The following is an 18,921-nucleotide window of genomic DNA, read 5'->3' as shown; positions in this document are numbered from 1 at the left end:
GCAAGACAGGATTATTGTCTTGGTCGGGGCAAAAGCCCCATATGAGATTCTATGAATGGTTCGTTGGATGAAAAATGTACCAAAACCTGTTTGTGCCAGAAGACTCAATAAGTTATGGAGACTTTTATCCGTCGTGGTGACTCATAAAACCACATGAAAACAACATATCTATCTAATGGCGTCGGTTCAAGTGCAAAATATCCGGCGGCCGTCTCGGTGGAAAATCCGGGCACAGACAGGGCGTTGTCCGGCCCGCTTCAAGGGGAGTAGGGCGTGCGAGCTGGGCAAATATTTTTGCCCGGCCCATAGGCTCCCTCTGGGTCTTGTCATGGGCTTCCCATATACTCAGCCATCCCCATTGGAAGGTTCGGGAATGGACGCCTCAATTCTGCTCAATCTGGACGTATTTACCCTGATGTTGATGGCCCTCGGGGGCTACAGCCTGGGATTCATCACCCTCTCCATCATCTGGTGGACCCACAGGGAAATACCCGGTCTCGGGCTCTGGTGGTGGTCCAGCCTCTGTGCCCTGGCGGCGCAATCGCTCTTCTTCATGCAGGCATTTGCCCCCCATATCGCGGGGATCTGGCTGGCCAACCTGCTCATCACCTTCTGCCTCGCCCTGATGCCACTCGCCATCCAGCGCTTCTTCGGGGAGCCGCCAAACTGGCGGGCCTTCACCCTCTTCATGCTGGTCTACCTGCTGATCCTTTGCTGGAGCGTCATCTTCAACGACAAGATGGCCCCCCGGGTGCTGCTGGCCTGCCTGAGCTACATGATGGTGGGGGCGGTGATTGTCTGGCTCATCTGGCGCCATGGCTACCCTGACTATCTGCCTGCGGTGCTGGTGTTCACCGTGGTCAACATCCTGCTCTACGGTTTCAATCTGGTGCGCATGGGGGCCCTGCTCGGCGGCGAGGTGCGGGTCCTGATGGATCAGCATGCGGTCAATGTGCTCCCCTTCCTCTCCATGCTGATGGGCAACTATCTGTCGACCTTCGGGGTGCTGCTGCTCTGTACCCAGTACCGGGCCCTGGCCCTGCGTCGACAGGCCAGCCAGGATCCCCTGACCGGCCTCCTGAACCGGCGCGGCTTCATGGATCACTGCGTGACGATGGCAAGGCTGGGGGCGCTGGTGGTGCTGGATCTCGACGACTTCAGCAGATCAATGATCGCCACGGTCACGAGACCGGGGACAGGGTGCTGGAGGCGGTGGGTCGCTATCTTGCCGGCCAGCGGGATCTGGTGGCCAGCCGCTTCGGCGGGGAAGAGTTTGTGTTGCTGTTGCCCGAGCGGGACCCCCTGGCCCAGCAGGCGCGCTGCGAGCAGATCCGCCAGGGGATAGAAACGCTGGGGCTGAAGGGGGTCCGGGTGACGGCCAGCCTGGGGTGGGCGCCCAGCGCCCGCGAATGGCACTTTGACACCCTGTTCAGCCAGGCAGGTCGCGCTCTCTATCAGGCCAAGCGGGAGGGCAAGAACCGGATCTGTCAGGGGGCCTGATCCCCCGTCAGGTCATGCCCGGCCGGTGGCCCTTAGCTCCGACCGGACAAAGGCATACCGAGTCAGCCACCTGGTCGCATCAGATCTGAATGGCAGCCTGTCAGCGGTGCAGCTCCCCCGCGCGTTCCGGCTGATAGACCACTTCCAGGATCTCCACCTGGATGGTGCGACCGGCCGGCCCCGGCCAGGCGATGCTGTCACCCACCTTGAGCCCCAGCAGGGCGCTGCCCACTGGCGCCAGCACGGAGATCTTCGATTCGTCCCCCTGTACATCCTTTGGATAGACCAGCGTCAGGCAGAAGTCGTTGCCGCTGTTTTGCATCTTGAAGCGCACCGTGCTGTTCATGGTCACCACGTCCGGCGGCATGTCGGCGGGTTCGCGGATCTCGGCGCGATCCAGCTCCTCTTGCAGGGCAAGGTGCTGGGGGTGGTTGCCAAGCAGCTGTTCGATGCGATCCAGATCCAGGCTGGAGATGACGAGATGAGGCTGTTTCATAGGGTATTTCCTTATCAATGACTGAAGGGACCAGGATGACGGGCAGACTGGTCGACAAAAAACGGTGCAAGGGTAAAAAGCAGACAGCAACAGCGATGCCCCCGAGCGACTCGCGCAGCGGGGCGAGGGCGGGGGCTCAGCGGGGTGTGAGCGTACTGGAAAAAATCATGATTGCTTTCATGGAGATACCATAACCATTCTGGGGTGGTTTGGCAATTGGGCTGACTGTCTCATCAGGGAGCCTGGTAATCGTACTGGTGCAGGATGCGCGCGAGACTGCCATCCTCCCTCATTTCCTGAATGACCCGGCGCCAGCGCAGCGCCTCGCTGCGGGAGAAGCGGGGGCTGGCGGCCAGGTAGAGGGTGCTCTGCTGCAAGGTCTCGCCCCGCACCAGGTCCGGGAGCGGCAGACCCGCCCGCTGCTGGTTGTAACGGGCGGTGTTCCAGGCCACCGCCCATGCCTGGATGCGGTCGCGCGCCAGCTTTCTGGCGTTGCTGACCTCCTCGGTGACCAGCTCCCGGGTCACCCCTGTCAGCGGCTGGAACAGGCTCTGGCTATGGGAGCCACGCATCACGCCAACGGTGAGGCCTGGCAGCGTCTTCATGGAGAGCGGCGTTGGATGGTGACGGCGATGGCTGACCAGCACGAAGGCCTCCTCCAGCAGGGGGGCAATCCAGAGAAACAGTGGTTCGCGCTGGGGATTTCGGGCCGGGGGCAACAACAGGACATCCGGGCGGTGGCTGGCCTGGCTGAGGGCGCGAGCCAGCGGCATCAACTCGATCTCGAGCGGTTCCCCGAGGCGGCGGGCAGCCTCCTCCAGCACCTCGATGGCCATGCCGCTCGGCGCACCCTGTTGGGCGCGGATCACATAGGGGGAATGTCCGCGGCCACGACGACCACGGCACGGGCCGAAAAGGCGCAGACGATCAGGGGAGAGAGCAGCAGAAGCAGAGTAACAAGGCGCATGGATGTTCGGATCCGGGATGAGTACAGAGAGTGTAACATCCCGTTACGCCATGTCAGCCAGGCGATTGCCGCCTGGGGGGATCAGTCGAAGAAATCCCGCAGGTCCAGGGTCTGGTACCCTGCCAGTTGCTGCCAGGGGAGGGTCTTTGGCAGCGGCTTGAGCGTCACCTCCATCCGGTAGCTGCGATAACCGTCGAGGCTTGCCGACTCCACCACCAGGGGCAACTGCCAGCGGCTCGACCAGAGGATGCGGGTACGCTGGCGACCTTCACGGGTCTCATACCAGTTCGCCTGGTCGGGGGCGGCCTCATCCAGCGGTGTCATTCCCTCTAACAGGGCAGGGTTGATGAGGTGGCGGATCCGCGCCCACTCCGGCTTGAAGGCCACCTGGCCGTACTCCTCCTGCGGCACCTCCACCAGCTGGTTGTGCCAGGCATCGGCGTAGCGCAACTGGAGTGCGTCTCCCTCGCTGCGGGTGACCCAGCGCGCCGCCATCTGGTGAGTGAAGTGCTTGTGGCCGGGGCGGGCATCGTGGGTGGCGTGATAGGCACGGGCCAGGGGAACGGGAATGAGTCGCTGGCTCCACACCTGGTCACCGACCCGCAGCCACTTCTCCTGCCACTGGCTCTCCCGGGTGATGCCGTCGCTGCCGGTCACCCTGTCCACGTAGCGGATGCGGGCGGCCAGATCGGGCACCTCGTCGGCCAGGAGGGGGAAGGAGAGGGCGCTGCCCAGCAGCCATAAAGAAAGCAGATATTTCATCATCGTCTCTCGCTCGACGGAAAAGGTGCCCGGCGAGGTGCCGGGCCCCTTTATCACAGGCCGAGGGCCTCCCTGAGCTTGCCGAACACCCGGGTGTTGTCGAGGGTGCCCTTGAACTGGCTGCTGCCTGCGCCGCCCGCGAACAGCATCACATCTCCGCCGCCGTGAGTCTCGGAGCCGAGCTTGACCCCGGTCTCCTGCAGGTAGTCATCCGCCATCACCTCATCGCTGGTGAGGGTGGGACGCTGGTCCTGGCGGTTGGGGCCGTTGCCGAATACCAGGGTAGTGAACGGCTTGCCGTCCGCGTCGTTCTGGGTCGAGCCATCGGCGTTCTTGACCAGATCCAGCACCTTGTTGCCCTTGGCTGAATAGCCGTTGATGGTCATGGTGTGGTCGTGGTCGGCGGTGACCACGATCAGGGTATCGCTCAAATCCACTTTGCCGAGGGCCGTCTTGACCGCCTCGTCCAGCGCCACCGCATCGGTCAGGGATCGCTTGGCGTTGGTGGCATGCAGGGCGTGGTCGATACGTCCCCCCTCCACCATCAGGAAGTAGCCCTGGCTGTTCTGGCTGAGCAGATCGATCGCCTTGGCGGTCATCTCGGAGAGGGACGGCTGGGTACTGGCCGCCCCCTTGGCGACGCGGTCCAGTTCGTAGTCGAGGTGGGATTTGGTGCTGAACAGCCCCAGCACCTTGCCCGAGTTGACAGCAGAGAGCTCATCCTTGGTGGTGACATAGCGGTAGCCCCGGGCGGTCAGCTCGGCGGTGAGATCCCGGCCGTCGGCCCGGCCGCCCTTGTTGCTGGCGCTGTAGGGCGTCCAGTGGTTGGCGCCGCCCCCCATCAGCACATCGACCCCATCCCCCAGCGCCTGGTTGAAGCCGGCGCCGCCCGGTACCGCCTGCTCGGCGATGGCGTAGGCCGCATCCCGGTGGCAGATATGGGAATAGGTCGCCGCCGGGGTGGCATGGGTGAGCTCCGTGGTCGTGACGGCTCCCACCGACTTGCCGGCTGCCTTGGCCAGCTCGAGAAGGGTGGGCACCGGGCTTCCGTTGTCGCTGGTGCAGTTGTTGATGCCCTTGTTGCCGTTGGCATCCTTGGACGGTGCCACGGCCCTGGTGTCGCTGCTCATGGCGATCACCTCGTTGTTCATCTTGACGCCGGTGGTGTAGGCCGCCATGGAGGGGGCGGAGTCCGTGGTCTGGGCATCGTGGGAGAAGGTCTTGATGCGCGCGCTCTGGGGCAGTTTCATCATCTCGAGATCCCCCTCTTCCCCCACCTTGAACAGGCGGGTGGCGGTGAGCACGGTGGGACCCATGCCGTCACCGATAAAGAGGATGACGTTCTTGGCATCGGCGGCGTGCGCCTGGGAGAGGCCGCCAAGCGTGCCGAGCAGGGCGGTGCAGACCAGCGTCTTTTTCATGGTGATGTTCATCCTGATAATCCCTTACAGCTTGGCCGCAGCCTTGATCTTGCCGAACACGGCGGTGTTGTCGAGAGAGCCGTGGAAGCGCTCCGCCCCCTGGCCGATGGCGCCGAGGAAGACATCGGTACCGCCGTGGGTCTCGTTGCCTATCTCGCCCACCTTGACCACCACCTCCTGGTGATAGTCGTCGGCGGAGGTGGTGGCGTCGTCGAGGGCCGCCACGCTGCTGCGCGGGCCATCCACTCGGTTGTAGCCGTTGCCAAAGCCGATGATGGTGTAGGGCATGCCATCGCTATCCTTGCTCGGCTCGCCGGTCTCGTAGTTCTTCACCAGCCCGAGCACGCCCGCATTGCCTGCCGTGGTCTTGCCGGTGCGCTTGGCGTACCCGTTGAGCACAAGCGTGTGGTCATGGTCGGCGGTGACCACGATCAGGGTGTTTTTCAGCTCGGGATCGGTTTTCTTCACTTCATTGATGGCGGCCAGGATGGCGTTGTCGAAGGCGAGGGTATCCTGCAGGGCGCGCTTGGCGTTGGTGTCGTGCAGGGCGTGGTCGATACGCCCCCCTTCCACCATTAGGAAGTAGCCCTTCTCTTTGCCCTTGAGCTGCTTGATGGCAGCCAGGGTCATCTGGGCCAGTGACGGCTCGCTGGCGGGCCGGTCCAGGTCATATTTCATGTGGCTTGAGCCAAACAGGCCCAGCAGCGGCTTGCTCGCATCGGCCTGGTTCAGCTCGTCCAGGGTGGCGGCAAACTGATAGCCCTTCGCCTTCATCTCGTCGATGAGGTTGCGGCCATCGGTCCGCTTGCCCTTGTCGGCACTGGGCAGGAAGAAGCTGCTGCCGCCCCCGAGCACCACATCCAGCCCCTCCTTCAGTGCGCTGTTGTAACCGCTGCCCCCCGGCACCATCTGGACGGCGATATCAGCCTCCAGATCCCGGTTGCAGATATGGGCATAGGTGGCGGCCGGGGTGGCGTGGGTGACCCGGGTGGTGGTGACCACGCCGGTGCCACGGCCATCGGCCTTGGCCAGCTCCAGCAGGGTGGTCACCGCTTTGCCGCCGCTCTGGCTGCAATCGCTCTCCTGGGTGGCGTCGCTGTCCATGCTGATGACGCCGTTGTTGCTCTTGACCCCGGTCATGTAGGCCGCCATGGAGGGGGCCGAGTCGGTCACCTGGGCATCGTGGGAGAAGGTCTTGATGAAGGCCGTTTCCGGCAGGGTGTCGATGGTGAGGCTGCCCTCTTCGCCGACGCCATAGATCCGGGAGGCGGTGAGGGTGTTGAGACCCATGCCGTCGCCGAGGAAGAAGATCACGTTCTTGGCGCTGGATTCCGGGGTGTTGCTGTCGTTGTTGGAGTTGCAGCCGGCGGCCAGGGCGGCGCCTATCATCACTGCAAGTCCTGCCATCTTTCTCATTGGGGTTCGCTCCTTGTGAAACCTGAGCGCAGCCTAGAGGGGGCAGATGACACTTTTAGTGAAGAGAGATGACAATACGGTGAAAGCGCCTTGCAAATGTTATCTTATATCAATGGGTTATGTTGATTGTGTTTTGCCACTCACCTCCCGCTGGCGTGGTGGGCATCCGGCCACCCGGGTGACAACACCCGGCCAGAATAGCCTGTCAAATCGGGGCCGCAGCAGGTAAAATGCGCCCCCTTGCGATGAGTGCCAGCGGTCTGGCGCATCACCACGCACCCGCAACCCCGAGCGCCCGCAGCCCCGAGAGGGGACCGCATGCCAATGAGAGAGTAACGGATATGTCCATCAACTGGTTCCCCGGCCACATGCACAAGGCCCGCAAAGAGATTGCAGAGGTCATGCCCCAGGTCGATGTCATCATCGAGATGCTCGACGCCCGCATCCCCTTCTCCAGCGAGAACCCCCTGGTGCCGGAGCTGCGCGGGGAGACGCCGGTGATCAAGGTGCTCAACAAGGCAGACCTTGCCGACCCCGAGATCACCGCGCTTTGGGTGGCCCACATGGAGCAGGAAAAGGGGATCAAGGCACTGCCCCTGACCCAGCAGGAGCCTACGATGATCAAGCAACTGCTGACCCTGTGCCACGAGATGCTGCCGGAGCGCAACTTCGAGCTGCGCGGGGTGCGAGCCATGATCATGGGCATCCCCAACGTAGGCAAGTCCACCCTGATCAACACCCTGGCGGGGCGCATCATCGCCAAGACCGGCAACGAGGCGGGGGTGACCAAGTCCCAGCAGCGGATCAAGCTCGACAACCACGTCATCCTGACGGACACCCCTGGCTTCCTGTGGCCCAAGCTCAACCCGCCCTCCTGCGGTTATCGACTGGCGATCACGGCGGCCATCAAGGATACCGTCTTCGATTACGCCGACATCGCCATGTTTGCCGCCGATTACTTCATCAAGGCCTATCCGGAGCGCATCAAGGCACGCTACCAGCTGAGCGAGCTGCCGGAGACCGAGATCGAGCTGCTGGATCTCATTGCCCGTCAGCGCGGCTTCATGCGCAAGGGGGGGCTTGCGGATCTGCACAAGGCCTCGGAAATCCTGGTCAATGAATTCCGGTCCGGCATGCTGGGGCGGATCTCCCTGGAGACGCCAGAGATGGTGAGCGTCGAGATAGTGGAAGCCGAGGCCGAGGCTGAGCAGAAAGCCAGGGAGAAGGCGGAGCGGGAAGAGGAGCGCCAGGCCCGGGCTCGTCGCAAGTACGCCAAGAAGCGCCAGCGCTGACCGGCGTTGTGCACGATAGGTTGTGCTTGATAGCAAGAAGAGGCGGCCCTGGGCCGCCTCTTCTGGTCATGGCGCTCTGGCGTGAGGGAGGCACAGAGTCGATATTCAACCGCCCGCTTCCCCTCATCATGACCAAGGTGTCGGCCAATCAAGGGGATGAGGCTCCCGTCAGGGGAGGGCCGTGCCGCGTTGCCATCACGGTGGGCAGAAAAACCTTGCGACCCGGCCTCAGTGCCGATTGACAAAGGCACAGGCGGTGGCATGATGCGCTCGCATTTTGCCTCTCCCCACGGTTCTATCCATGACCACATACTCCCGCCCGGTGCTGCTCCTGCTCTGTGGCCTGCTGTTGCTGACCCTGGCCATCGCGGTATTGAATACCCTGGTTCCGCTCTGGCTCGCCCATGAGCATCTGCCCACCTGGCAGGTCGGCATGGTCGGCTCCTCCTATTTCACCGGCAACCTGCTGGGAACCCTGCTGGCGGGCAGACTCATCGCCCGCTGCGGCTTCAATCGCAGTTACTACCTGGCCAGTGCGCTCTTTGCCGCAGGCTGCGTCGGGCTCGGCATGACCCTGGCGTTCTGGAGCTGGCTCGCCTGGCGATTCATCGCCGGGGTCGGCTGCGCCATGATCTGGGTGGTGGTGGAGAGCGCGCTGATGTGCAGCGGCAACGCCCGCAATCGAGGGCGCCTGCTGGCCGCCTACATGATGGTCTATTACGTGGGCACCGTGCTTGGGCAACTGCTGGTGAGCAAGGTACCGACGTCGCTGATGGCGGTGCTGCCCTGGGTGACCGCCCTGGTGTTGACGGCCATGCTGCCGCTCTTGTTCACCCGCATCGCCAGTCCGTCAGGCAACCTTCAGGCCAGGACTCCGGTCTGGCCGATGCTGCGCCTGCGTCAGGCGCGTCTGGGGGTGAACGGCTGCATCCTCTCCGGCATCGTGCTGGGGGTGCTTTATGGTCTGATGCCGCTCTATCTGAACCACCAGGGGGTGAGCGACGGGGCCATCGGCTACTGGATGGCGGTGATGGTGAGCGCCGGCATCCTGGGGCAATGGCCGGTGGGGCGTCTGGCGGATCGTTTCGGGCGCCTGCCGGTGCTGCGGGTACAGGTGCTGGTGGTGATCCTGGGGGCCATGGCGATGCTCGGCAACGCGGCCATGGGACCGACGCTGTTCATTCTGGGGGCCGCGGGCTTCACGCTCTATCCGGTGGCCATGGCCTGGGCCTGCGAGAAGGTGGAGCAGCATCAACTGGTGGCCATGAACCAGGCGCTGCTGCTGAGCTACACCATCGGCAGCCTGCTCGGGCCGACCCTGACGGCGCTCTTGATGCAGCACTACTCGGATCATCTGCTGTTCATGGTGACTGCCGGGGTCTCCCTGGTCTATCTGCTGATGCTGCTGCGCAAGATGGGCGAGCACCCGACGCCGATGGCCCATGCCTGAGGGCAGACGGCGCCATCATCCCTGTGCACGGATATAGAAGAGGCGACCCAAGGGTCGCCTCTTTTTCGTCATGGGCCGGGCGGTGCCGCTCAACCAAACCGGTGCCTTGCTACTTCAAAGAGCGAGAAGTGCAGCGGGATCAACTGCTGCCAGTCTCGCCGATAACCCCCGCCCGGTACGGCGGTGATGGGCAGCCCGTGGCGAAGCGCAGAGTCAAAGACCATGGCATCGCGCTGGCGCACGCCGGAGTCGCTCAGGGAGAGGTAGCCCAGCTCGTCGTCCCGGTGCACATCCACCCCGGCCTGATAGAGGATGAAGTCGGGGGCGTAGAGGCGATGAGCCAGGGCGAGGGCCTGGTTCAGGGTCTCGAGATAGGCGTCGTCCTCCATGCCGCTTGGCAGGGGAAAGTCCAGATGGGAGGCCGGCTTGTGGCGGGGGAAGTTGTGTTCTCCGTGCAGGGAGAGGGTGATGATGTCACGGCTGCCCGTGCACAGGGCGGCGCTGCCATCTCCCTGATGGACATCGAGATCCACGATCAGTACCCGCTCGCAGAGTCCCTCGTCCAGGCAGGTTCGTGCCGCGATCACCAGATCGTTGAAGAGGCAGAAGCCGCTGCCAAACCCCCGGTGGGCGTGGTGGTAGCCGCCGGAGATCTGCAGTCCGCAGCCCTGCGCAAGGGCGTGGCGGCTGGCGGCCAGGGTGGCGCCGACCGAGTGCATGGTACGTTCTATCAGCAGGGGAGACCAGGGAAAGCCAAGCCGGCGAATGGCCCCTTCATCGAGGGTGCCGGCGAGGGCGGCCTGTACATAGGCCGCATCGTGCACCTTCTCTATCTGCTCACGGCTGGCAGGGGTGGCCTGTGCCAGCGGATAGTCGAGGGCGACGAGGCGTTCAAACAGCGCCTGGTACTTGGCCAGGGGGAAGCGGTGACGCTCGGGCAGTGTCAGGGCGGAGTAGTGGGGGTGATAGAAGATGCGCAGTGACATGAAGCATCGGCCATGAACGGGTATGAAAAAGGGGAGCCAGGCTCCCCTCGATGCAGGCGTGCGATGCGCCTTACTGCTGCTGGATCACCCAGATCTGGAAGGCTTTGCGGGTCTCCGCATCGGCCTTGTTGTACCAGCTCTGCAGCTGGGTCAGGGCTTCCGGGTTGCTCATGGCCTTGCTCGGGGCCACTTCCACCGGTGCGCTGGCGGCAGCCATCACGGCGGCGGTGGAGACGGAAACGGTCTTGGGCTGGTTGAAGGCCTTGCCCATCTTCAGCAGCTCCTGCTGATAGTCACGGGTCAGCTGGAAGCCACCCACGGTCGGCATGACGAACTGCTCGGATTTCAGGACCTGGCCGGTGGATTTGTCTTTCAGAACGACGTTCTGTTCCTTGACGAAACGCTTGGCTTCTTCTTCCTTGCGGGGCTTCTTGAAGTCGAGGAAGAGTTGCTGGTTGTCGGCGGCGGTGAAGTTGATCACCAAGGGCTCGGCGGTGACCAGCTTGGTTTCACTGCGGCTGGAGTAGTTGCCCTCGAAGGCGACCACGACCTGGTGCCTGCCGGGCTCCAGGGAGAAGACGGTGGCTTTGTCGAGCAGCTGGGGGTTGACGGGTTCGCCATCGAGCAGCTGGATGACATAGGGATTCGTAATTTCCAGTTGGCTAGCGGCCAGGGCGCTACCTGCCCACAACAGACCAGCCAGGGCCGGTACCAGAACAGTCAGTTTCATTTCATCTCCTTGAACAGTCAGGCAATTGCCCACTGAAAAATAGGGGGTCATTTTTACAGGTTTGCCCCACAGCGGCAATAGCCGTTTATGGCGCCTTCCGGTGTGCGGGGTGTGGATCCCGCTGCCCCGAGTCCTGCGGGCAGCGTGCTCTTCTATCTTCCTGCCCCCTCCTGACATGAGAGACAGGGGATCGCATGGCGGGCGTCAGCCGTGTCACTCGATGCGTCGGGTGAAGGGGGGGAGGGCGTCCAGCAGCCCCTTGCCGTAGCGCTTGGTCAGCAGGCGCCGGTCCAGGATGGTGACCCGCCCCCGATCCGCCTCTTTTCGGATGAGGCGGCCACAGGCCTGGATGAGCTTGCGCGACGCCTCCGGCACCGTCAGTTGCAGGAAGGGGTTGCCGCCGCGCTGCTCTATCCACTCGGCGGTTGCCTCTTCCACGGGGGAGTTGGGCACCGCGAAGGGGAGCTTGGTGATCACCAGGTTGGTGAGGTAGTGGCCGGGCAGATCCAGCCCTTCCGAGAAGCTGCCGGTGCCAAAGAGGATGCTGGCCTGGCCGCCGTCGCACTTTTGTTTGTGCAGGAGGAGCAGGGCGCTGCGGGACGCTTCCCCCTGTACCAGGAGCGACATCCCCTTGGCCCGCAGCCCCACCGCCACCTCGTTCATCTGGCGATAGGAGGAGAAGAGCACCAGGCTGGCCTCCTTGCCTGCCAGCAGACGGGGCAGGGTATCGATCAACTCCTGGGTGAAGGCGGGGGCACTGGGCTCATGGGCCATCTTGGGCAGATAGAGTTCGGCCTTGTGGTAGTCGAAGGGGGAGCGCAGCCGCAGATAGCGGGTGCCGTCATGCTCCTTGAGCCCCACCTGGTGGCGAAAATAACTGAAGGAGGAGAGGGCGGTGAGGGTCGCCGACACCAGCACGGCCCCGAGACAGCGGGACCAGAGCCACTCCTCCAGCAGATACCCCACCTCGATGGGGGAGGCGTGCAACCAGATGTCCCCGTCCTCGCTTCTGGCCATCCAGCGGGCGAGGGGGGTCTTGCCGGTGGGAACATGGCGGCTCAGCATCTCCCAGAGGGCGCAGAAGCTCTCGAGCCGTTGCAGGTGAAAACCGCTCTCCGCCAGCAGAGGCTCGGCCTCCTTGCGACGAATTTCGCCATCCTTGAGCGCCTCGCCGATGGCCCCCTGCATTCTGTCCAGCGCCCGCAACGCCTTCTTGCTCGCCTCCTTGAGGTTTTCCGCCAGCATGGGCAGGGGATCCGGCAGCACCCCATCGGCGAATCTGTGGTGGGGCTCGCCGCCAAAGAGGTGATCATTGCTGGCGAGCCACTGCTCGAGGGCCTTGAGATCCGGCTGGAGAGAGGCCAGGGCATCCTGCAGTTTGAGCTGGGGGTCGAGGAGGCTCTCCTTGTTCAGCGTCCTGGCCAGCTTGCCCGCGCTTTGCACCAGCTTTTCCAGCCAGCGGCGGGATCCCTTGATGCTGGCGCTGGCGGCGCCGTGATCCCGGGCGATGGTGGGCAGGTGATGGGCTTCGTCCAGCACATAGATGCACTCGTCCGGCGGCGGCAATATGATGCCGCCCCCCATGGTGAGGTCGGAGAGCAGCAGGGCGTGGTTGACCACCAGCACGTCTGCTGCGTCCATGTCGTTGCGGGCCCGATGGAAGGGGCAGTGCTGATGGTGGCTCAGCGCCTTGTTGCAGGTGTGGCGGTCGGCTGCGATGCGATCCCAGCAAGGGTCCGTAATGGGTTTGGGCCAGTTGTCCCGATCCCCGTCCCACTTGCCTTCGGTGTAGGCCTGCCACAGCCCCTGGTAGCACGCTTTGTCAGCGTCCGATGGCTTGTGTCTGCTCAATGCGCCGAAGTCGAGTTCGAAATTGGCCATCTCGCTGCCGTTTGCCGCCTGCTCCAGCAGGTGCTCGCAGCAGTAACGCTGGCGCCCCTTGACCAGCATGAAGCGAAACGGCAGCTCGCTGTGACGGTGATAAAAGGGGAGATCCTTGTGGATCAGCTGCTCTTGCAACGCCACCGTGGCGGTGGAGATGATGAGCTTCTTCTGGGTGAGCCGCGCCACCGGGATGGCGCCCTGGGCATAGGAGAGGGATTTGCCGATACCGGTGCCCGCCTCGGCCACCAGGATACGGCGAGACCTGTCGTACTCCCCGGTGAGGGTCTTGGCTATCTCGGCCACCAGGAAGTTCTGCTCCCTGCGGGGCACAAAGCCGGGCAGGCCGTCGGCTATCTGGCGATAGGTAGCGCGAATACTGGCTTTGAGACGGGTCGATAACATGGCTTGGCGGGTCATGGCTGGGATTGGAGTGACAGGATACCCGCAACCCGGCGCCCGGGTCGAGGCAGGGATGACAGCCCCTTGCATGGCCGCCGCCAAATATGCCAACACAGCGGTTGGGGATGGACGACTCCCCTCAGCCGGCATAAAAAAGCAGCGTTTTTCGCTACAAACGTTGTCCTCGCATCGAGGGAATGGGGTGGGACCTGGATCACATTTTTTCCCCTATGACTATGGAATCACGGGAAAGTTCCAAGTTTTTTCATTGCGGATTGCAAAACCCGGTGCTAGTCTCAGGCCCCATAGTGATGCAAAGAACATCGCTAACACAGGGAATAACAACAACTTAGTGTTTAATTACAGTAGGCATTGGAAACTATGAAAAAGACAATTCTGGCTATTGCTATCCCGGCTCTGTTTGCATCCGCAGCTAACGCTGCCGTCATCTATGACAAAGACGGTACCACCTTCGACATCTACGGTCGTGTACATGCCCAGTACTTCGGCGAGTACGACTCCTACGATGCAGACGCAGATTCTTACTCCAAGAATGATGGTGAGCTGACCACCTATGCCCGTCTGGGCTGGTCCGGTAAAATGGCTCTGAATGACACCTGGTCTGGCGTTGCCAAAACTGAGTGGCAACTGGCCTCCGAAAACTCCTATGGCAGCGACAAGCGTGAGCTGAAGGCTCGTCACATCTATGCTGGCTTCGATGGTTCCCAGTATGGCCAGTTCCTGTTTGGTCAGACAGAAACTGCTTTCTACAATGCAACCGTCGCCAAGACCGATATCTTCAACGACTACGGTGACATGGCCAACGTCTATGATGATCGTCAAGAAGGTCAGGCTATCTATAACGGTCAGTGGAACGGTTTTGGCCTGAAAGGTGGCTACATCACCAACAACGGCAGCTATGATGCGAACTACGCTGGCTGGTCTGGTGTTGAAGGTAAAATGGACCACGGCTACACCCTGGGCGCAACCTATGACTTCGACTTTGGTCTGGGTCTGGCCGCAGGTTACGAGTCCAAGAGCTTCGAAGATGCCTCCAGCCTCACCATCACTTCCGAAAACGGTACTTTCAGTCGCGCTGATCTGACCGACAAGAATGACTGGGCTGTTGCCGCAAGCTACACCTATCAGGGTTTCTACTTCGCTGCCCTGTATAACGAATCCACCTACAAGTTCGACGGCTTCAACGATGCCAAGGCGCGTGGCTACGAGCTGGCTGCTTCCTACAACGTAGACGCCTGGACCTTCCTGGCTGGCTACAACTTCGCTGAAGCGAAAGTGGAAGGTGTAACTTCTTACGAAGACACCGTAGATTTCACCTCCATGGGTGTTGAATACGCCTTCAACTCCAAGCTGAAAGCTTACACCGAATACAAAATCCAAGGCCTGAGTCAGCAAGATGACGAGTGGACTGTTGGTATGCAATACAACTTCTAATCAAGGCTCCCTCTCATAGGGAATCGTGAAAGAGTTGATGAAACGGCCAAGCTTGCTTGGCCGTTTTGTTTTATCTGCCTTTCACCTCTTTCGCTTCCTTTCGACGTCCGGTGCTGCGCCAGGTCACGTTGTCTCTTTTCCGCCCTTGGCTCCTTCGTCGTAAATCGCTAGATTATTCAATTCGTTGAAGGATGGTTTGCCGACAGGGAAGGATGCCTTTGATCGATTTCACCCACCCCGAGTGGCGCGCGCTGGCACAGCAGTTGCTGAGCGGCGGCCCCCAGGCTGTTCGCGGTCGTCAATGGCAGCCGCTCATCGGCATGCTTCGGGACAACCAGTTGCTGCTGGCCCTTGGCAATCATCACTATGAGCTCACCCCTGCCGGGCACCGCTATCTGACTCGGGAGCTGATGCTGGCGAAGATGGCCAGTGCCCCGCCGGAACCCGAGGAGTGGCTGCAATCCCACGGTTGGCAACTGGGGGAGCGGGTCAACGAGCGGGTGCTGGCGGCCCTGTATCGCAAGGGGGAGGGTCATTTCAGCCCCATCGAGCAGATCGACTTCGAAGACAAGGGGATCCGGCTGTGCAGCGATCTGCCCCTTCGTCTGCGGGCCACACGGCCGTTCAGCCTGTTTCTCAGCGGCGGCACCCTGCTGGATGCCGCTCCCTGGCTCCAGACCCTGGGGGAGGTGGCGCTGCCAGCCCGCACCCTGGCGCAGCTTGGCAAGATCCTCTGGGGAGAGGGGGAGATACAGCGGGTGATCACGACCGATGCCGTCGGCGCCTTCGCCGAGTTGCCACTGCCCGCCGACGCCCTGCTGGTCTGGTATCCCGCCGAGGATCCCGGCACGCTGGAGCCCCTGATCGCCGCTTTGCCGCCCCAGACCCTCTGGAGCCACCTCACTGCCCTGGATCCGGCCGGGGTCGACAGAGTACTGGCATTGGCCCAGCGGTTGGGGAGACCGGCGAGCTGGTGGCTGCCCCGGGATCTGGTGCCCATCAAGGCGGCCTACGGGGCTCCCCTGGGGGATGGCCGGCCCTGGGAGCCGAGCCGTATCCCCCGTGCGCTGATGGCGCAGTGCAATGATTTGGTGGAGTCGAATCGGGGTCTGTCGGTCGAGGTGTGTGCCCTGGCACCGGATTGGCACGGGATTGGTTGAGGCGGCGCCGAGAAAGCGGTTTTCCCCTATGGAAGGCAGTGGTATAAAGAGCTGACGAAGCGCTCCCTGGACGGGCGCTTTTGTTTGCCAACCTACTTTGCCAGCCAACGAACTCAACGGACTACAGGGAATACCATGTTTGAAAAGGTTGTTGCCGCCCCAGCGGATCCGATCCTGGGCCTGACCGAAGCCTTCCGTGCCGACACTCGCAGCCACAAGATCAATCTGGGGGTCGGTATCTACAAGGATGAGACCGGTGCCACTCCTATCCTTCACTGCGTCAAGCAAGCCGAGCAGAAGCTCTTGACCGACGAGAAGACCAAGAACTACCTCGGTATCGAAGGCAATATCGAATACGGCCGCATCGTGCAGCAACTGCTGTTCGGCCGTGATGCCGCCCTGGTGACCAGCGGCCGCGCCAAGACGGCGCAGGCGCCGGGCGGTACTGGTGCCCTGCGCATCGCCGCCGAGTTCGTGGTACGCAACAATCTCGCCAAGACCATCTGGATCTCCGATCCCACCTGGGCGAACCACGTCAGCGTGTTCCAGGCGGCCGGTTTGACCGTCAAGTGGTACAAGTACTACGACGCCGCCACCAAGGGACTCGACTTCGCCGCCATGCAGGCCTCCCTGTCTGACGCGCAGGCGGGGGATCTGGTGCTGCTGCACGGCTGCTGCCACAACCCGACCGGTATCGACCCGACCACCGAGCAGTGGCGCGCCCTGGCCAGTCAGAGTGCCGCCGCCGGCTGGCTGCCGCTCTTTGACTTCGCCTATCAGGGCTTTGCCCGCGGCATCGAAGAGGATGCCGAAGGCCTTCGCATCTTCGCCGAGTGCCACGACGAGCTGCTGGTGGCGAGCTCCTTCTCCAAGAACTTCGGCCTCTACAACGAGCGGGTCGGCGCCTTCACCCTGGTCTGCGCGACCAAGGCGGTGGCCGACGTCGCCTTCACCCAGGTGAAGACCGTCATTCGTGCCAACTACTCCAACCCGCCGTCACATGGCGCCGCCGTTGTCACCACCGTGGTGAGCGACCCGGCCCTCTATGCGGAGTGGGTGGAAGAAGTGGCCGCCATGCGGGTGCGCATTCGCGAGATGCGCGAGTTGCTGGTGGAGAAGCTGGCCGAGCGGGGGGTGAACCAGGATTTCAGTTTCATCCGCGAACAGAACGGCATGTTCTCCTTCTCCGGTCTCTCCAAGGATCAGGTGGAGCGCCTCAAGAGCGAATTCGCCATCTACATCGTCGGCTCCGGCCGGATCAGCGTGGCAGGCATCACCCGCGCCAACATTGATCCCCTCTGCGACGCCATCGCCAAGGTGTTGTAAGAGAGAAGCATCTGCGCCAAGCGCCTTGCTTCAGCCATAAAAAGCCCGCCGACACGGCGGGCTTTTTCATTTTCCGGCATCAGCGGCGCCGCTTGCTGCTCCCCAGCAGGGAGCCGAGCACCCCGCGCATCAGCTGGCGTCCCACCTCGTTGCCGAGGGTGCGGGCCACGCTCTTGGCGGCGGTCTGCACCACCCCGTCATGCTGGCCACCACGGGGGCCGGTGCGACCGAACAGGATGCCATTCAAGGCATCCAGCAGACCGCCGCCCTGGTCGGTCTGTGGGGAAGCGGTCTCGTCACCGGCGGCGGGCAATGTCTCTTGAAGTCGCTCGAACGCGGACTCCCTGTCCTCCTGGGTGTCGTATCTGCCGTAGAGCAATGAGCCCTGAATAAGCGCATGGCGCTCGGCCGCGCTCAGGGGGCCGATGCGGCTGGCCGGGGGCGCGATGAAGGCGCGCTCCACCACGCTGGGCCGCCCCTTCTCGTCGAGCAGGGAGATGAGCGCCTCCCCGACCCCCAGTTCAGTGATGGCTCCGGCGGCGTCGAAGGCAGGGTTGGCCCGCAGGGTGTTGGCGGCGATGCGCACCGCCTTCTGATCGCTCGGGGTGAAGGCGCGCAGGGCGTGCTGCACCCGGTTGCCAAGCTGCCCCAGCACGCTGTCGGGGATGTCGGCCGGGCTCTGGGTCACGAAATAGACGCCCACCCCCTTGGAGCGGATGAGGCGCACCACCAGCTCAATTTTCTCCAGCAGTGCCCTGGGCGCATCCTTGAATAGCAGATGGGCCTCGTCGAAGAAGAACACCAGCACGGGCTTTTCCGGATCCCCTATCTCGGGCAACTGTTCGAACAGCTCGGAGAGCAGCCAGAGCAGGAAGCAGGCATAGAGGCGGCTGGACTGGGTGAGCTTGCCGGCGGCCAGTACATTGATATGGCCGTGGCCCGCCTCGTCGGTCTGCATCAGATCCTGGATGTCCAGCATGGGCTCGCCGAAGAAGTGATCGCCGCCCGCGCTCTCCAGGGTGAGGAGGTTGCGCAGGATGGCGCCGATGGAGGCGGTCGACACATTGCCGTAGCGGGTGGTGAGAGTCTTGGCGTGCTCCCCCGCAAACTGCACCATGGCCCGCAGGTCTTTCAGATCGAGCAGCAGCAACCCCTCGTCGTCCGCCACCTTGAACACCAGCTCCAGCACCCCGCTTTGGGTGTCGTTGAGGCCGAGCAGGCGTGCAAGCAGCAGAGGCCCCATGTCGGAGACGGTGGCCCGCACCGGGTGGCCCTCTTCGGCAAAGAGATCCCAGAACAGGGTGGGGCTGGCGGCAAAGTCGGGTGCCTGAAGGCCGAGCTGGGCCAGACGGGCATCCAGCTTGGCAGAGGGGGTACCGGCGGTGCCCAGGCCGCTCAGATCCCCCTTCACGTCGGCAAGAAAGACCGGCACGCCGAGGCGGGAAAACCCCTCCGCCAGCACCTGCAGGGTGACTGTCTTGCCGGTGCCGGTGGCCCCGGTGATGAGGCCGTGGCGATTGGCCATGGCGGGTAGCAGGGAGAGGGGGTGGCCATTGGCATGGGCCAGCGTGAGCGGTTCGGCCATGGTGGGCTCCTTGTTTCGAATGGGGGTCGAAAAACAACGGGTTACAAGGAGTGTGGTGGCAGAGGCAGACGATGGCAAGGCACGCCACCCGA

At 62.9% G+C, this 18,921-nt stretch carries 13 protein-coding genes and 2 pseudogenes; 6 read left to right on the top strand and 9 right to left on the bottom strand.

The window, feature by feature from the left end; genetic code table 11:
• The first annotated feature begins 373 nt into the window (after positions 1-373).
• Positions 374-1,500: pseudogene (locus tag C3F36_RS24050) on the top strand (GGDEF domain-containing protein).
• 100 nt (positions 1,501-1,600) lie between these two features.
• Here C3F36_RS24050 and rnk read toward each other — a convergent pair.
• From rnk to C3F36_RS02310, 5 genes and pseudogenes are all read right to left on the bottom strand, one after another.
• On the bottom strand, positions 1,601-1,996 hold the full coding sequence (gene rnk, locus C3F36_RS02330; protein WP_010675253.1) for a nucleoside diphosphate kinase regulator: 396 nt from the start codon (positions 1,994-1,996) through the stop codon (positions 1,601-1,603).
• A 233-nt stretch (positions 1,997-2,229) separates the two neighbouring features.
• Positions 2,230-2,963, bottom strand: a pseudogene (locus C3F36_RS02325) (substrate-binding periplasmic protein).
• An 81-nt stretch (positions 2,964-3,044) separates the two neighbouring features.
• Positions 3,045-3,728 carry a hypothetical protein gene (locus tag C3F36_RS02320; RefSeq protein ID WP_048208747.1) on the bottom strand — a complete coding sequence of 228 codons (684 nt, stop codon included), beginning with the start codon at positions 3,726-3,728 and terminating at the stop codon, positions 3,045-3,047.
• A 50-nt stretch (positions 3,729-3,778) separates the two neighbouring features.
• Positions 3,779-5,146, bottom strand: a complete 1,368-nt coding sequence (locus C3F36_RS02315; protein ID WP_171865824.1) for an alkaline phosphatase — start codon at positions 5,144-5,146, stop codon at positions 3,779-3,781.
• 24 nt (positions 5,147-5,170) lie between these two features.
• Entirely contained in the window at positions 5,171-6,562 is a 1,392-nt protein-coding gene (locus C3F36_RS02310; protein ID WP_039040264.1) for an alkaline phosphatase, read from the bottom strand.
• A 341-nt stretch (positions 6,563-6,903) separates the two neighbouring features.
• Here C3F36_RS02310 and ylqF point away from each other — a divergent pair, with 341 nt between their 5' ends.
• On the top strand, positions 6,904-7,854 hold the full coding sequence (ylqF, locus tag C3F36_RS02305; RefSeq protein WP_041213141.1) for a ribosome biogenesis GTPase YlqF: 951 nt from the start codon (positions 6,904-6,906) through the stop codon (positions 7,852-7,854).
• A gap of 301 nt (positions 7,855-8,155) precedes the next feature.
• Positions 8,156-9,304, top strand: a complete 1,149-nt coding sequence (locus C3F36_RS02300) for an MFS transporter (protein WP_104454380.1) — start codon at positions 8,156-8,158, stop codon at positions 9,302-9,304.
• Between the two features lie 89 nt (positions 9,305-9,393).
• Here the strand turns inward: C3F36_RS02300 and C3F36_RS02295 are convergent, their stop codons facing one another.
• The 3 genes from C3F36_RS02295 to dinG form a co-directional block, all read right to left on the bottom strand.
• Positions 9,394-10,290 carry a histone deacetylase family protein gene (locus C3F36_RS02295; protein ID WP_104454379.1) on the bottom strand — a complete coding sequence of 299 codons (897 nt, stop codon included), beginning with the start codon at positions 10,288-10,290 and terminating at the stop codon, positions 9,394-9,396.
• Between the two features lie 70 nt (positions 10,291-10,360).
• Complete coding sequence (locus C3F36_RS02290; protein ID WP_039040268.1) at positions 10,361-11,020, bottom strand: YccT family protein; 660 nt, start codon at positions 11,018-11,020, stop codon at positions 10,361-10,363.
• A gap of 213 nt (positions 11,021-11,233) precedes the next feature.
• Complete coding sequence (gene dinG / locus C3F36_RS02285; RefSeq protein WP_104454378.1) at positions 11,234-13,306, bottom strand: ATP-dependent DNA helicase DinG; 2,073 nt, start codon at positions 13,304-13,306, stop codon at positions 11,234-11,236.
• A 378-nt stretch (positions 13,307-13,684) separates the two neighbouring features.
• On the opposite strand from dinG, the gene C3F36_RS02280 reads away from it, so the two are divergent.
• From C3F36_RS02280 to C3F36_RS02270, 3 genes are all read left to right on the top strand, one after another.
• Entirely contained in the window at positions 13,685-14,758 is a 1,074-nt protein-coding gene (locus C3F36_RS02280; protein ID WP_104454377.1) for a porin, read from the top strand.
• Between the two features lie 218 nt (positions 14,759-14,976).
• On the top strand, positions 14,977-15,918 hold the full coding sequence (locus C3F36_RS02275; protein ID WP_164882637.1) for a hypothetical protein: 942 nt from the start codon (positions 14,977-14,979) through the stop codon (positions 15,916-15,918).
• Positions 15,919-16,053: 135 nt separating this feature from the next.
• Positions 16,054-17,244 (top strand): amino acid aminotransferase, encoded by a 1,191-nt coding sequence (locus C3F36_RS02270; protein ID WP_041213134.1) that lies wholly within the window; start codon positions 16,054-16,056, stop codon positions 17,242-17,244.
• Positions 17,245-17,323: 79 nt separating this feature from the next.
• Here C3F36_RS02270 and C3F36_RS02265 read toward each other — a convergent pair whose 3' ends face one another.
• Positions 17,324-18,829, bottom strand: coding sequence for a helicase HerA-like domain-containing protein (locus C3F36_RS02265; protein ID WP_104454376.1), 1,506 nt, complete (start codon positions 18,827-18,829; stop codon positions 17,324-17,326).
• Positions 18,830-18,921: the final 92 nt, after the last annotated feature.

Origin of the sequence: Aeromonas sp. ASNIH2 (genome assembly GCF_002934795.1) — a bacterium.
In the GTDB taxonomy this organism is placed as follows: Bacteria; Pseudomonadota; Gammaproteobacteria; order Enterobacterales; family Aeromonadaceae; genus Aeromonas; species Aeromonas caviae.
The sequence above is the reverse complement of the archived record's forward strand: the minus strand, read 5'-3'. Positions and strand labels throughout refer to the sequence as shown.